The organism is Sphingomonas sp. BL-S-29, assembly GCF_055521495.1.
Genome location: NZ_CM145482.1, coordinates 2,040,462 through 2,054,671, shown reverse-complemented (window position 1 = coordinate 2,054,671; position 14,210 = coordinate 2,040,462). Strand labels below are relative to the sequence as shown.

Here is a 14,210-nt window from a genome sequence, read left to right as displayed (position 1 = left end):
TTGAGTCCTTATGCGGGAGTCCACGCCTCGCCGTCAGGCAAGGGGGCGAAGATCTGGTCGATGACGTGATCGGTCACGCCTTCGGGCGTTGGCGGATCCCATCGGGGAGCATTGTCCTTGTCGACGATCACCGCGCGGACGCCCTCGAGGAAATCGTGCCGCTGCACGACATGCGCGCCGACGGCATATTCCTGGCGCATCTCGTCCTCGAAGGTCGGCATCATCGTGCCTTCCTGGAGCAGGCGGAGCGAGACCTTCATCGTCTGCGGCGACTTGGTGCGCAAGGTGGCGAGCTGTTGCTGCGCCCATTCGCCAGGATCGGCCTCTAGCGCGGCGAAAATGTCTTCGAGCAGGTCCGAGGCGAACAGGCGATCGATCGCATCGCGGTGCGCGAGGATACGGGCGTCGGGCGTGGGTGCCGACAGGTCTTCCAGGATCGTAGCGATCTGCTGGGGATCGGCGGCGATGCGGGCCTTGGCCTCTTCCAGCCGATCGCTCGGCAGATAATGGCTGGCGAGGCCGAGCGCGAGGCATTCCGCGCCGTCGAGCCGGTGCCCGGTCAGCGCGAGATACTGGCCGGTGCGACCCGGTAGGCGCGAGAGATACCAGCCGCCGCCGACATCGGGGAACAGGCCGATCCCGGTTTCCGGCATGGCGAGCCGGGTATTCTCGGTCGCCACACGATATGTCGCTGGCTGCGACAGGCCGACGCCGCCACCCATGGTGATGCCGTCCATGAAGGCGACGATTGGCTTGGCATAAGTGAACAGCCGGTGGTTCATGCGGTATTCGGTGTGGAAGAACTCGCGCGCTTCCGCGCCGTCCTTCGCGCCGCTTTCGGCGAGCATGCGGATGTCGCCCCCCGCGCAGAAGCCGCGGCCCTCGGCATGGTCGATCAGGATCGCCTCGATGTCGAGGTCGATCCGCCATGCCTCCAGCGCGTCGAGGATCGCGGCGCACATCGCGGTGTTTAGCGCATGGATCGCCTTGGGCCGGTTGAGCCGGATGCGAGCGACCTTGCCGTCTTGCTGGGTGAGGACGTCGCTCACAATTTGTACCCACGCGAAGGCGGTCCAGACTGGGTCCCCGCCTTCGCGGGAACACAAACAGGCCATTTCCTCATTGCCGTGTCAGGTCCCGGCCGACAATCATGCGCATGACCTGGTTGGTGCCCTCCAGGATCGAATGGACGCGCAGGTCGCGCCAGAAGCGTTCGATCGGATAGTCCATCAGATAGCCATAGCCGCCATGGAGCTGCAACGCGCGGTCGGCGACGGACGATCCGGTATCGGTGGCGAGACGCTTGGCCATGGCGGCGAATTTGGTCTTGTCGGGCGCATTGGCCGTTACCTTGGCGGCAGCCATGTAGAGCAGCGCGCGCGCCGCCTCGAGCTCGGTCGCCATGTCGGCGAGCATGAACTGGGTGTTCTGGAAATCGGCGATCGCAGTGCCGAACTGCTTGCGGTCCTTGGTGTATCTGATCGCCTCGTCGAGGCAGCGCTGCGCCCCGCCGAGCGAGCAGGCGCCGATGTTGAGACGGCCGCCGTCGAGCCCCATCATCGCAATGCGGAACCCCTCTCCTTCACCGCCCACCAGGTTCTCCTTCGGCACACGCACGCCATCGAACATCACCTGCGCGGTCGGCTGCGAATGCCAGCCGAGCTTTCGCTCGTTCGCGCCGAAACTGACGCCGGGCATGTCCTTCTCGATCACCAGGCAGGAGATGCCCTTGGGGCCTTCCTCACCGGTGCGGACCATGGTGACGTAGATCTCGTTCTCGCCCCCGCCCGAGATGAACTGCTTGGAGCCGGTGACGATATAGTCGTCGCCGTCCCTGACTGCCTTGGTCTTCAGCGCCGCGGCATCGGAGCCGGAACCGGGCTCCGTCAGGCAATAGCTGGCGATCTCGTCCATCGTCACGAGGCGCGGGAGATATTTGTCCTTTACCGCCTGGTTGCCAAAGCGATCGATCATCCACGACGCCATGTTGTGGATCGAGATGAAGGCCGAGGTGGAGGCACAGCCATAGGCCATCGCCTCCATGATCAGCGCCGATTCCAGCCGGCCGAGATTGATGCCGCCGCTTTCCTCCGAAACATAGATCGAGGCGAAGCCGAGCTCGGCCGCGGCCTTGATCGTCTCGCGCGGGAAAATGTGCTTCTCGTCCCACTCCGCGGCAAAGGGCGTGATGCGATCCGCGGTGAACTTGCGCGCCAGATCCTGGATCTCGCGCTGATCGTCGGTGATGTCGAATTGCTGAGTCATTGAGATATTCCCGAGAGAAAAAACCTGGATCGCCCACGTGACGACGGCATTTCCGGACACGCGGCCATGTCTATCGCGCCTGGTCGACATTTCCCACCGGCGCGATGGACGGGGTTCCGCGGCCAAGCCATAACGGTGCGGATATGGCGCAGCTGATGCTCCTCGACACGGTGATGCGGGTGCTGGCGATCGGCCAGTTGCTGCTGATCGCCATCGTGATCGGACGCGGCCGGGCGCCGATGCCGATCCGCGCCGCCACGGCGATGCTGCTGATCGGCGTGTGCTGCTATCAGACGCTGGCGACGTATCTGTTCCGGCCGACCGAGGGACCGGTCTGGGCGCTGATCCAGCTTGCCGCGCAGTCGGTGCCACTGCTGCTGTGGATCTTCGCGCACCTCCTGTTCGAACGCGCGATCGACCGGCGGGCGCTGATCGTCGGCATCACCGTGACGATTGGCTGCTGGGCCTGCTTCTTCTTCGCCCGCTACGCGCAGCTCGACCTGCGAAACGCGGTCTCGACGATCCAGCGCAGCGTATCGCTGGTCTTTATCGGCCATGCGATCCTGATCGCGATCAGCGAACGGGGCGACGACCTGATCGAGAAGCGGCGCCAGCTGCGTGTCGGATTCGTGATCGTGGTGGGCACGCTGGCCTTTGTCGTGATCGTGCTGGAAATGCTGTTCGGGTTTCGCCGCGCGGACCCGGGCATCGCGCTCGCCCAGGCCGTCGCCATCCTGATCGCCACCATGGCGATGGGCGTCGCGCTGCTGCAGAGCGATCCCGAATTGCTGTTCGATCCCGCCCAGCCGGAGCCCGCCCCTGCCCCGAGCTTCAGCCCGTCCGAACATGTGCTCAACCGCAAGCTCGAGGCCGCGATCGCCGGAGCGGTCTATCGCGAGCCCGGCCTCAGCATCGGCGCGCTGGCCGAGTTGCTCGAGACGCCCGAGCACCGGCTGCGCAGCCTGATCAACCAGCGGCTGGGCTATCGCAACTTCTCGGCCTTCCTCAACCATCACCGCATCGGCGAGGCCAGGGCATTGCTGGTCGATCCCACCCATGTCGACCTGCCGATCCTGACTATCGCGATGGACCTGGGCTATGGCTCGCTCGCGCCGTTCAACCGCGCCTTTCGCGAAACCGTCGGCCAGTCGCCGAGCGAATACCGCCGGGCGAACATCGTGCGGAACTGAAAAGATGCGATCGATTCCGGAATCGATCGGCATTTTTCGGCCCCGCGCAGCCTGGACGCGCGCGGTGGCATAGGAAGCCGGCCGACCGCAATCGAACGGAGCATCAGCGTGATCGGAATCCTGCAAAGCATCGGCGCGCATTGGCTGCACAGCTTCACCATCGAGATGACCCGCTACCTGATCGGCGCCGCGGGCATCGCGCTGCTTTACTGGCTGCTGCGCCGCTGGACTGCGCCCCGCCGCATCCAGCAACGCGCCGCGACCATGGCGGACCGCCGGCGCGAGGTGATGCTGTCGGTGCAGACCATCGCGGTCTTCGGCGTGGTCGACCTGATCGCCTTCGCGCTGATCGCGGGCGGCGTGATCGCCATCGCGCATGATTTCAATCCGTGGCTGATCGCGCTGCAGGTGATCGCGCTGGCGATCGCCCACGACGCCTGGTTCTATTGGATGCACCGCGGGCTGCATCTGCGCGCGATGTTCCGCCGCGCGCATGCCGCCCATCACCAGTCGCGCACCCCGACCTCCTGGGCGTCCTATGCCTTTGCGCCGATCGAGGCGGTGTTCGAGTCGCTCTACGTGCCGATCGCCCTGCTGCTCCTGTCGCTGTTCGGGCCGATCTATCCGCTCGCCATCTTCATCTTCCTCGGCCACCAGATCGCCCGCAACGCGATCGGCCATTCGGGACATGAGCTGGCCTGGTCGGGCTTCACCCGGTCGCCCTGGACCGGCTGGCTGACCACGACCACCCACCACGACCTGCACCACAGTGAGGGCCGGTATAATTTTGGCCTCTACTTCACCTGGTGGGACCGGTGGATGGGCACCGAGCATCCGAAATATCATGCGCGGTTCGAGAGTGTGGCGGGGCGTAATGAGGTGGAAGGCAGCCCGGCCACTGCCTGAACCTTATCGCCACGGACCTCGATGGGTCCGTGGCGACAAAGATCGAGGCAGCCGAGCAATTGCCTCACCCCATGGTCGGAATGACGAAGGCGTTGGCGGCATCGCCCACACCGCCATCAGGCCAGCGCTGGGTGACCGTCTTGACCTTGGTCCAGAACTTCACGCCTTCCATACCGTGCTGGTTGGTGTCGCCGAACCCGGAGCGCTTCCAGCCGCCGAAGGTGTGATAGGCGACCGGCACCGGGATCGGCACGTTGATGCCGACCATGCCGACATTGACGCGCGCGGCGAATTCGCGCGCGGCGTGGCCATTGCGGGTGAAGATGGCGACGCCGTTGCCGTACTGGTGCTCGCTGGGCAGGCGGAGCGCATGCTCGAAATCGTCGGCGCGGACGATCTGCAGCACGGGGCCGAAAATCTCTTCCTTGTAGGCCTGCATGTCGGGGGTGACATGGTCGAACAGCGACGGGCCGATGAAGAAGCCCTGCTCATGGCCCTGCAGCTCGAAGCCGCGGCCATCGACCACCAGCTCGGCGCCTTCGTCGACGCCGGTCTGGATCCAGTTCTCGATACGCTGCCTGTGCGCGGCGTTCACCACCGGGCCGTAATGCGCATCCTTGTCGGTCGAGACGCCGACGCGGAGTGCGGCGATCGCCGGGATGAGCTTTTCACGCAGGGCGACCGCGGTCTTCTCACCGACCGGCACCACGACGGGCAGCGCCATGCAGCGCTCGCCGGCGGAGCCGAAGGCGGCCCCCGACAGATCGGCGACGACCTGGTCGAGATCGGCATCGGGCATGACGATGCCGTGGTTCTTCGCCCCGCCCATCGCCTGAATGCGCTTCCCCGCCGCGCCGCCGCGCTGATAGACATAATGTGCGATGTCGGAGGAGCCGACGAAGCTGACCGCCGAGATGGCGGGATGATCGAGGATCGCGTCGACCATTTCCTTGTCGCCGTGCACGACCTGGAAGATGCCCTCGGGCAGGCCAGCCTCGAGGAACAGCTGGCCGAGGCGCACCGGCACCGACGGGTCGCGCTCGCTCGGCTTCAGGATGAAGGCATTGCCGACGGCCATCGCGACGCTCGACATCCAGAGCGGGATCATCGCGGGGAAGTTGAACGGGGTGATGCCGGCACCGATGCCGAGCGGCTGGCGCATCGAATAGACGTCGATGCCGGGGCCCGCGCCCTGGGTATATTCGCCCTTCAGCGCATGCGGGATGCCGCAGGAGAATTCGACGACCTCGAGCCCGCGCTGGATGTCGCCGCGCGAATCCGCGACGACCTTGCCATGTTCGGACGAGAGCAGCTCGGCCAGCTCGTCCATGTTCTTCTCGACCAGCGCCTTGAAGTTGAACATCACGCGGGCGCGGCGTTGCGGGTTGGTGGCGGCCCAGGCCGGCTGCGCCTTTTGCGCGGCGGCGATGGCGGCATCGAGCACGGCCTGATCGCCGAGCTGCACCGTCGCCTGAACCTGGCCGGTATTGGGGTTGAACACATCGGCCGTCCGGCCCGAACCGCCGCCCGAAAGGCCCGCGACGTGATGATCGATGAGGCGCATATCCAACCTTCCCAAAACTTTTGTGGCTCTTCCTTACGCTTGGAGAATTTGCAGGCAAGGTGCCGGGGGTGCATGTGAGCCCTGCAATTATGCAGGGTAAGACGAGATGTTCGATTGGGACGACCTGCGGATTTTCCTGGCGGTGGCGCGGTCGCGGCACCTGGCGTCGGCGGCGCGGTCGCTGGGCATGGATGCGACCACCGTCGGCCGGCGGTTGCGGCGGCTCGGGGCGGCGCTTCAGTCCGAATTGTTCGAGGTGGAGGCGGGCGAGCGGCGGCTGACCGAGCAGGGGCAGGCGCTGCTGGCGCATGCCGAGACGATCGAGAGCACGGCGCTCCATGCGCTGGGCGAAGTGGCGGGCGGATCGACTCAGGCGAGCGGGCATGTCCGGCTGAGCGTCGCCGAGGGGGTCGCGACCTGGGTGCTGGCCCCGCGCCTGCCTGAGTTCCGCAGCCGTCATCCCGATATCCGGCTCGACCTGGTCACCGCATCGGGTTTCCTCAACCCGTCGAAGCGCGAAGCGGATATCGCGGTGATGATGGCGCGGCCGCGGCATGGCCGGCTGATCGCGGCGAAACTCGCCGACTACCGGCTGCGGCTCTATGCCGCGACGCGCTATCTCGAGGCGCATGGCCCGATCGGATCGATCGAGGAACTGAGCCGGCACACGCTGATCGGCTATGTCCCCGAATTCCTCTACTCGCCGGAACTTGACTATCTCGGCGAGGTCGCGCCGGGGCTCGACGCCAATCTCCGCTCGACCAGCATCAACGTGCAGTATAGCGCCATCGCCAACGGCACCGGAATCGGCGTGCTGCCCAGCTTCATCGCCGATCAGGATCCCGGCCTCACCATGTTGTTTCCCGACCAGGTCGATATCGTCCGCAGCTTCTGGCTGGTGACGCATAGCGACATGCGACGCCTCGCGCGGATCGATGCGGTGCTGGAATGGTTGAAGGAATCAGCGACGGGGCCGCTGCGCCCGCCGATATTTGCCCCCGGGAGGAAGACATGAGCGTCGCATTCCGCCGCGAGAGCGACGAAGAGCATAAGGAGCCCAAGTTCGAGCTGCCGTTGCCGCCGGGGCCAAACCTGGTGACGGCGCGGGGCCTTGCGCTGATGGATGCGCGGGTGAAGGCGCTGGAGGCGGAGATCGAGGTTGAAGCCGACGACGATGCACGCGAAGTGCTGAAGCGCGCGCTACGCTACTGGAACACACGCCAGACGACCGCGATCGTGGCGCCCGAGCCGAGCGGCGAGGAGGTCGCGTTCGGCGCCAGCGTCACGTTCCGCCTCAACGGCGCGCTGCGCACGATCCATATCGTCGGCAGCGACGAGGCCGACCCGGCGGAAGGGCGCATTGCCTTCACCGGGCCGCTGGTGAAAGCGATGATGGGTGCTGAGCCAGGCGACCTGATCGACTTTGGCGGGATGCGCGACGCGATCGAGATCGTCGAGGTCGGCAGTATGCCCCGCGAAGTATCTGAACGGGAGTAACAGGTCTGACACACTTTGCGACAATCCGAATCCTTGTGGATGCGGATGCATGCCCCGTAAAGGATGAGGTCTATAAAGTGGCCTTTCGCCATGAGGTGCCGGTGGCCATCGTGAGTAACAGCATCATGCGCATTCCGGTTCATCCGCTGGTCGAGCGGGCGATCGTGAGCGACGCGTTCGATGCCGCCGATGACTGGATCGCCGAGCGCGCGGACGCTGCCGCGGTGGTGATTACTACGGACATTCTCCTTGCCGACCGGTGTCTTAAAGCCGGCGCGACGGTGATCGCGCCGACCGGCAAACCCTTTACCACCAGCTCGATCGGCGCGGCTATCGCGACCCGGGCGATCATGGCCGACCTGCGCGCCGGCGGCGACGCGATCGACGGGCCCGCGCCCTTTTCGAAGACTGACCGGTCGCGTTTCCTCTCGGCGCTCGATCAGGCTTTGGTGTCGCTGAAGCGCAAGGTTCGCCCATCATGAGCCAGGACAAGTTCGAACGTCACCGCCAGCCCTGGACCAGCGACGAAATCCAGAAACTCCATGTCCTCGCCAAAAAAGGCATGGCGCTGAAGGCGATAGCCAAGGCGCTGAAGCGCAGCGAGGAATCTACCAAGGATCGCGCCAAGGCCGACGGCCTGTCTATCGCGAAACTCCGGTAAGATATAGGATATAGGATAAACAAAGCATTTGCCTGTACCGACGCGTACAGGACAGGAACCAAGGCTGAGGCGTGGTGTTCGGCATATTCTTGCGCGGGAATCTTCCATCGCAGTGTGCGGATAGCGACGCGATGGAGATTGAATGACCGTGCGATCGCTTACCCCCGTGCGTATGTCCCCCGTGCGTATATCCCTTGGGCGTATGTCCTCGCTCGCCGCGATGGCGGCGGTGCTGCTGCTGTCCGGCTGCGGCAAGGCGGATAATAGCAAGCAGGGCGGCGGGCGGCGCGGGCCGCAGGGTCCGCCCCAGGTGGGCTTCGTCGTCATTCAGCCGACCAGCGTGCCGATCACGACCGAACTGGCCGGCCGCACCACCGCCTATGAGAGTTCCGAGGTCCGCCCGCAGGTTTCAGGCGTGATCTATCGCCGGTTCTTCACCGAGGGGGCGCTCGTCCGCCAGGGCCAGCCGCTCTACCAGATCGATCCGAGCCTCTACCGCGCGTCGGCGAACCAGGCCCAGGCCAATCTCGCCAGCGCCACCGCCAGCGCCGAAGCCGCGCGGATCAAGGCCGAGCGCTACAAGCCGCTCGCCGATATCGAAGCCGTGGCCAAGCAGGATTACACCGACGCGCTCGCCCAGTCGCGCCAGGCCCAGGCCGCCGTCGCGCAGAACCGCGCCGCGCTCGACACCGCGAAGGTCAACCTCCGCTTCACCACCGTTCCAGCGCCGATCACCGGGCGGATCGGGCGGTCGCTCTACACCGTAGGCGCGCTGGTCACGACCAACCAGGCCGATCCGCTCGCGACGATCCAGCGGCTCGACCCGATGTATGTCGACATCCAGCAATCGAGCGCGGACCTGCTCAGGCTGCGGCGCGAACTGGCAAGCGGCGGCCATAGCCCGGCCAATGCCGAAGTGCGGCTGAAGCTCGAGGACGGCAGCGACTATGGCTATGCCGGCTCGGTCGAATTCTCCGAAGTGGTGGTCAGCCCGACCACGGGCACCGTCACCTTGCGTGCGCGCTTCCCCAATCCGCAGGGCGAGTTGCTGCCGGGCATGTTCGTGCGGGCGACCTTCGCCCAGTCGATCGACAATAATGCCTTCCTGATCCCGCAGCCGGCGGTGTCGCGCGACCCCAAGGGCAATGCGACGGTGTTCATCGTCGGGCCGGGCGACAAGGCGCTCCAGCGCAGCGTTACCGCGACGCGCGCGATCGGCACCAACTGGGTCGTCACCGCGGGCCTGAACAAGGGCGACAAGGTGATCGTCCAGGGCGTCGGCAAGACCCTGCCCAACCAGGTCGTGCGGCCGGTGCCGGCGAGCCAGCCGGAACGGATCGGACCGCCGCAGGGCAAGGGTGCTGGTGGGGGTGCTGGTGGGGGTGCGGGCGGGGGTACCGGCAACCAGGCCGGCCAGACGCGCGGTTGATCGGACAGTGATTTCACGCATCTTCATCGACCGGCCAATCTTCGCCTGGGTCGTCGCGATCATCATCATGCTGGCGGGCGTCGGGGCGATCTTCACCCTGCCGATCGAGCAGTTTCCCGACGTGGCGCCGCCCAACGTCAACATCCGCGCCAATTATCCCGGTGCCTCCTCGGAAACGCTGGAGAACAGCGTCACCCAGGTGATCGAGCAGCAGCTGACCGGCATCGACGGCCTGCTCTATTTCAGCTCGAACTCCAACTCGCGCGGCGGCGTGAACATCAGCGCGACCTTTGCCAAGGGCATCGACCCCGACATCGCGCAGGTGCAGGTGCAGAACAAGGTGCAGCAGGCGCTGCCCCGCCTGCCCTCCCAGGTGCAGCAGCAGGGCCTGACCGTCACCAAGTCCAACCCCGACTTCCTGATGGTCGCGGCGATCTTCGACACGACCGACACGCGCACCAACCAGGACGTGTCGGATTACATGGTCTCCACCCTGCAGGAGCCGATCGGCCGGCTTGAGGGCGTGGGCGACATCAACGTGTTCGGATCGCAATATGCGATGCGCGTGTGGCTCAACCCGGACCGGCTCGCCAGCTATTCGCTGATGCCGAGCGACATCATCTCCGCCATCACGGCGCAGAATGCCGAAGTCGCGGCCGGCGAAGTGGGCGGCGTGCCCAACAGCCCCGACCAGGCATTGAACGCCACGGTGACGGCGCAGAGCCGCCTGTCGACCCCCGCGCAATTCGCCAATATCGTGGTGAAGACTCAGCCCGACGGATCGACGCTTCACCTGAAGGACGTCGCCCGGGTCGAGCTCGGCTCCGAGAATTACGGCATCGTCAGCCGGATCAACGGCCATCCCGGCGCCGGCATCGCCGTCAGCCTCGCGCCCGGCGCCGACGCGCTGAAGACCGCCGAGCTGGTCAAGGCCGAGATCGCTTCCCAGGCGAAGAAATTCCCGGCCGGCTTCGCCTATGATTTCCCGCAGGACGTCACCGAGTTCATCAAGCTGTCGGTCGAGGAAGTGGTCTGGACCTTGATCGAGGCGATCATCCTGGTCGTCATCGTCATGTTCATCTTCCTGCAGAGCTGGCGCGCGACCCTGATCCCGACAATCGCAGTGCCGGTCGTGCTGCTCGGCACCTTCGCGATCTTCGCCATTGCCGGCTTTACCATCAATACGCTGACCATGTTCGGGCTGGTGCTCGCGATCGGCCTGCTGGTCGACGACGCGATCGTCGTCGTGGAGAATGTCGAGCGCCTGATGGACGAGAATCCGGGCATGAGCCCGCGCGACGCAACGATCGAGTCGATGAACGAGATCACCGTCGCGCTGATCGCCATCGCGCTGGTGCTGTCCGCCGTGTTCCTGCCCATGGCGTTCTTCGGCGGATCGACCGGCGTGATCTATCGCCAGTTCTCCGTCACGATCGTGTCGGCGATGGTGCTGTCGGTCGTGGTCGCACTGGTGCTGACCCCGGCGCTCACCTCCACCCTGCTCAAACGCAAGGAAGAGGAGCGCGAGAGCAAATATGAATCGATCCGGTGGGTCCAGCACCGGATGGAGAAGGCCAAGACCTGGTTCAACACCAATTTCGAGCGCAATCAGGAACGCTATACCAGGGCGGTGGCCAAGGTCGTCGACCGCAAGATCCTGTTCCTCGCGATCTACGGCGTCACCGTGGCGATCCTGGCGATCATGTTCATTCAGCTGCCGACGGGCTTCCTGCCGACCGAGGATCAGGGCACGACGAGCATCCAGTTCAACCTCGGGCCGGGCGCGACGATCGGCAAGACTCAGCAGGCGCAGCGTGAGATCGAGAAATACTTCCTGAAGACCGCAGGCAAGAACACCGACGCGATCATGACCGTCGCGGGCGGCGGTGGCGGCGGCCAGAATACCGGCCGCGGTTTCGTCGCGCTGAAGGACTGGTCGGAACGCAAGGGCGAGAAGAATGGCGCGCAGGCGATCGCGCGGAACGCGACCCAGGCGCTGGGCGGCCTGCGCGACGTCGAATTCTATGCGACGGTGCCGTCGGCGGTGCGTGGCCTCGGCCAGTCGGCCGGCTTCCAGATGGAGTTGCAGAACACCGGCGGCCTGAGCCGCCAGGAATTCAAGGCGGCGCGCGACAAGCTGCTCGCGACGGCGCGCGCGGATTCCTCGCTCCAGGCAGTCCGCCCGACCGACTTGCAGGATCAGCCGACCCTGAAGGTCGATGTCGATCCGCAGAAACTCAGCACGCTCGGGCTGAGCCAGGCCGACGTCAATGCGACGCTGTCGACCGCCTGGGGGGGCCGATACGTCAACGACTTCAACGACCGCGGCCGGGTGAAGCGAGTCTATGTCCAGGGCGACGCGCCGTATCGCGCCTCGCCCGACGACATCGCTGCCTGGTATGTCCGCGGATCGACCGGCGAGATGGCGCCCTTCTCGTCCTTCGCCAATGTCACCTGGGGCACGGCGCCCTCGTCGCTCAGCCGGTTCGGCGGATTCTCCTCCTATGAGATCCAGGGCCAGGCAGCGCCGGGCATCAGCTCGGGCCAGGCGATGGCGCGGATGGAGGAACTCGCCGCGCAATTGCCGGGGACCGGCGTGGCCTGGGCCGGGCTGTCCTATCAGGAGCGGTTGTCCTCCGGCCAGGCGCCCTATCTCTATGCGCTGTCGCTGCTGGTCGTGTTCCTGTGCCTGGCGGCGCTGTACGAAAGCTGGACGATCCCGATCGCGGTGTTGCTGATCATTCCGCTCGGCCTGGTCGGCGCAGTGTTCGCGGTGACCTTGCGGGGCCTCGAGAATGACGTGTTCCTGCAGATCGGTCTGCTGACCACCATGGGCCTGGCGGCGAAGAACGCAATCCTGATGATCGAGTTCGCCGAACAGGCCGAGAAGCAGGGCAAGCGCGTGATCGAGGCAGCGCTGGAGGCGGCCCGCATCCGTCTCCGCCCGATCCTGATGACCAGCCTTGCCTTCATCTTCGGCGTGCTGCCGCTCGCCGTCTCGACCGGCGCCGGCGCGAACAGCCGGGTCGCGATCGGCACGGCGGTGATCGGCGGCATGCTGACCGCGACGATCCTCGCGATCTTCTACATCCCGCTGTTCTTCGTGCTGGTGCGGCGCGGCACGCGCGACGTGCTGGCACGCCTGCACCACGAGCATCCGGCACCCCCTGCCCAGCCCCCCGAACAGCCTAGCGGGGAGAAAGCATGATGCGCCGGTTTGTCCTGCTGCTTGCGGCAACGTCGCTCGGCGCCTGCTCGATGGCGCCGAAATATGTACGGCCCGACTTGCCGGTGCCGCCCTCCTGGCCGGTCGGCGATTCCTATCTGAAGCAGAGCGAAGCGGCGCTGCCGGCGGTCACCTATCGGGAGATCTTCCGCGACCCGCGGTTGCAGGGGCTGATCGAGCAGGCGCTGGCGAACAATCGCGACCTGCGCATCGCCGCGGCGAACATCGCGGCGGCGCGGGCGCAATATCGCATCCAGCGAGCGCAGTTGCTGCCGCAGGTCGGCGCTTCGGCCGGCGTCACGCGGTCCGATAACGGCAATGGCAGCGGCGCGCGCACCAACTTCTCGGTCGATGGCGGCATCAGCGCGTTCGAGCTCGACCTGTTCGGGCGGATCCAGTCGCTGAGCACGGCCGCGCAGAACAGTTATTTCGCCACTGAAGCGGCTGCGCGGGCGACGCGCCTGACCCTGGTCGGCGACATCGCCACGGTCTGGCTGAACTATGCCGCCGACAAGAGCCTGCTCGCGATCGCACGGGACACCGCCGCGAACGCCCAGCGCAGCGTGACCCTGACTCAGGCGCGGCTCAAGGGCGGCATCGCGCCGCGCACCGACCTCAGCCAGGCGGAGACGGTGCTGGCCACCGCGCAATCGGATCTGGCGCAGCAGACCACCAACCTCGCCCAGGACATCAACGCGCTGCAGTTGCTGGTCGGGGCGCCAATCGATTCCGCGGCGCTCCCGGCCTCGATCGACGAAGCGGCCGGCACCGTTGCCGAACTTCCCGCCGGGCTCGATTCCGGCGTGCTGCTGCGCCGTCCGGATGTCGTGCAGACGGAATATCAGCTGCGCAGCGCCAATGCGGAGATCGGCGCGGCGCGAGCCGCTTTGTTCCCGCGCATCTCGCTGACGGCCCTGCTCGGGCTGGCGAGCGGGTCGCTGGGCGACCTCTTCAAGGGCGGATCGTTCAATTATTCGGCCGGCGCCAATGCCAACTACACGATCTTCAACGCCGGCGCCGGGCGCGCGAATGTCCGCCTGTCCGAGGCGCAGCGCGACGCGGCGCTGGCGGCGTACGAAAAGGCCATTCAGACCGCCTTCCGCGAAGTGTCCGATGCGCTTGCCCGCCGCGGCACGATTGCCGAGCAGACCCGGGCCAGCCAGGCGCTCACCGCCGCTGCGGCTGACAGCTATCGCCTGTCCGACGCGCGGTATCGCGGCGGGATCGATACCTTCCTGCAGAGCTTGGTCGCCCAGCGCACTTACTATTCCGCGCAGCAGCAGCTTATTGCGACGCGACTGACCGCGGCGACCAACCTGGTAACGCTCTACCGCGTGCTGGGCGGGGATTCGACGCTGGACGCTACGGCGGCGGGGCCGAAGCCGGTGAGTGGGGCGACCGGCAACTGATTGCTGCGGTAATGCTGCGCCGCACCCTTGCTTGACGGATGCTTCAAGCGGGTAAAGGATGTG

12 protein-coding genes are annotated in these 14,210 nt (G+C 66.0%); 9 read left to right on the top strand and 3 right to left on the bottom strand.

The features are described 5' to 3' along the window. Positions 1-8 precede the first annotated feature (8 nt). Both ACZ1I2_RS09870 and ACZ1I2_RS09865 read right to left on the bottom strand, forming a co-directional pair. Positions 9-1,052: an enoyl-CoA hydratase/isomerase family protein gene (locus ACZ1I2_RS09870; RefSeq protein WP_465173970.1), complete on the bottom strand. Its 1,044-nt coding sequence runs from the start codon at positions 1,050-1,052 to the stop codon at positions 9-11. A gap of 67 nt (positions 1,053-1,119) precedes the next feature. Then, positions 1,120-2,265, bottom strand: coding sequence for an acyl-CoA dehydrogenase family protein (locus tag ACZ1I2_RS09865; RefSeq protein ID WP_465174244.1), 1,146 nt, complete (start codon positions 2,263-2,265; stop codon positions 1,120-1,122). A gap of 143 nt (positions 2,266-2,408) precedes the next feature. Between ACZ1I2_RS09865 and ACZ1I2_RS09860 the strand changes: the two genes are divergently transcribed. Next, entirely contained in the window at positions 2,409-3,455 is a 1,047-nt protein-coding gene (locus ACZ1I2_RS09860; RefSeq protein WP_465174245.1) for an AraC family transcriptional regulator, read from the top strand. Between the two features lie 108 nt (positions 3,456-3,563). Beyond that, complete coding sequence (locus ACZ1I2_RS09855) at positions 3,564-4,361, top strand: sterol desaturase family protein (protein WP_465174246.1); 798 nt, start codon at positions 3,564-3,566, stop codon at positions 4,359-4,361. 64 nt (positions 4,362-4,425) lie between these two features. On the opposite strand, the gene ACZ1I2_RS09850 is transcribed toward ACZ1I2_RS09855, so the two are convergent. Then, positions 4,426-5,925, bottom strand: a complete 1,500-nt coding sequence (locus ACZ1I2_RS09850) for a CoA-acylating methylmalonate-semialdehyde dehydrogenase (protein WP_465174247.1) — start codon at positions 5,923-5,925, stop codon at positions 4,426-4,428. A 106-nt stretch (positions 5,926-6,031) separates the two neighbouring features. On the opposite strand from ACZ1I2_RS09850, the gene ACZ1I2_RS09845 reads away from it, so the two are divergent. The 7 genes from ACZ1I2_RS09845 (at position 6,032) to ACZ1I2_RS09815 (ending at position 14,147) form a co-directional block, all read left to right on the top strand. Next, positions 6,032-6,940 carry a LysR family transcriptional regulator gene (locus ACZ1I2_RS09845; protein ID WP_465174248.1) on the top strand — a complete coding sequence of 303 codons (909 nt, stop codon included), beginning with the start codon at positions 6,032-6,034 and terminating at the stop codon, positions 6,938-6,940. Further along, positions 6,937-7,422, top strand: a complete 486-nt coding sequence (locus ACZ1I2_RS09840; RefSeq protein WP_465174249.1) for a GreA/GreB family elongation factor — start codon at positions 6,937-6,939, stop codon at positions 7,420-7,422. The genes ACZ1I2_RS09845 and ACZ1I2_RS09840 overlap by 4 nt, the downstream gene beginning before the upstream one ends. A gap of 23 nt (positions 7,423-7,445) precedes the next feature. Next, positions 7,446-7,904, top strand: coding sequence for a YaiI/YqxD family protein (locus ACZ1I2_RS09835; protein WP_465177158.1), 459 nt, complete (start codon positions 7,446-7,448; stop codon positions 7,902-7,904). After that, on the top strand, positions 7,901-8,083 hold the full coding sequence (locus ACZ1I2_RS09830) for a hypothetical protein (RefSeq protein ID WP_465169875.1): 183 nt from the start codon (positions 7,901-7,903) through the stop codon (positions 8,081-8,083). The genes ACZ1I2_RS09835 and ACZ1I2_RS09830 overlap by 4 nt, the downstream gene beginning before the upstream one ends. A gap of 202 nt (positions 8,084-8,285) precedes the next feature. Next, the gene (locus ACZ1I2_RS09825) at positions 8,286-9,512 is read left to right on the top strand and encodes an efflux RND transporter periplasmic adaptor subunit (RefSeq protein ID WP_465181627.1); all 1,227 of its coding nucleotides are present in this window, start codon (positions 8,286-8,288) and stop codon (positions 9,510-9,512) included. Positions 9,513-9,519: 7 nt separating this feature from the next. Then, positions 9,520-12,720, top strand: a complete 3,201-nt coding sequence (locus ACZ1I2_RS09820) for an efflux RND transporter permease subunit (RefSeq protein ID WP_465174250.1) — start codon at positions 9,520-9,522, stop codon at positions 12,718-12,720. Further along, entirely contained in the window at positions 12,717-14,147 is a 1,431-nt protein-coding gene (locus tag ACZ1I2_RS09815) for an efflux transporter outer membrane subunit (RefSeq protein ID WP_465174251.1), read from the top strand. Before ACZ1I2_RS09820 ends, ACZ1I2_RS09815 begins: the two co-directional genes overlap by 4 nt. The last annotated feature ends 63 nt before the right edge of the window (positions 14,148-14,210 follow it).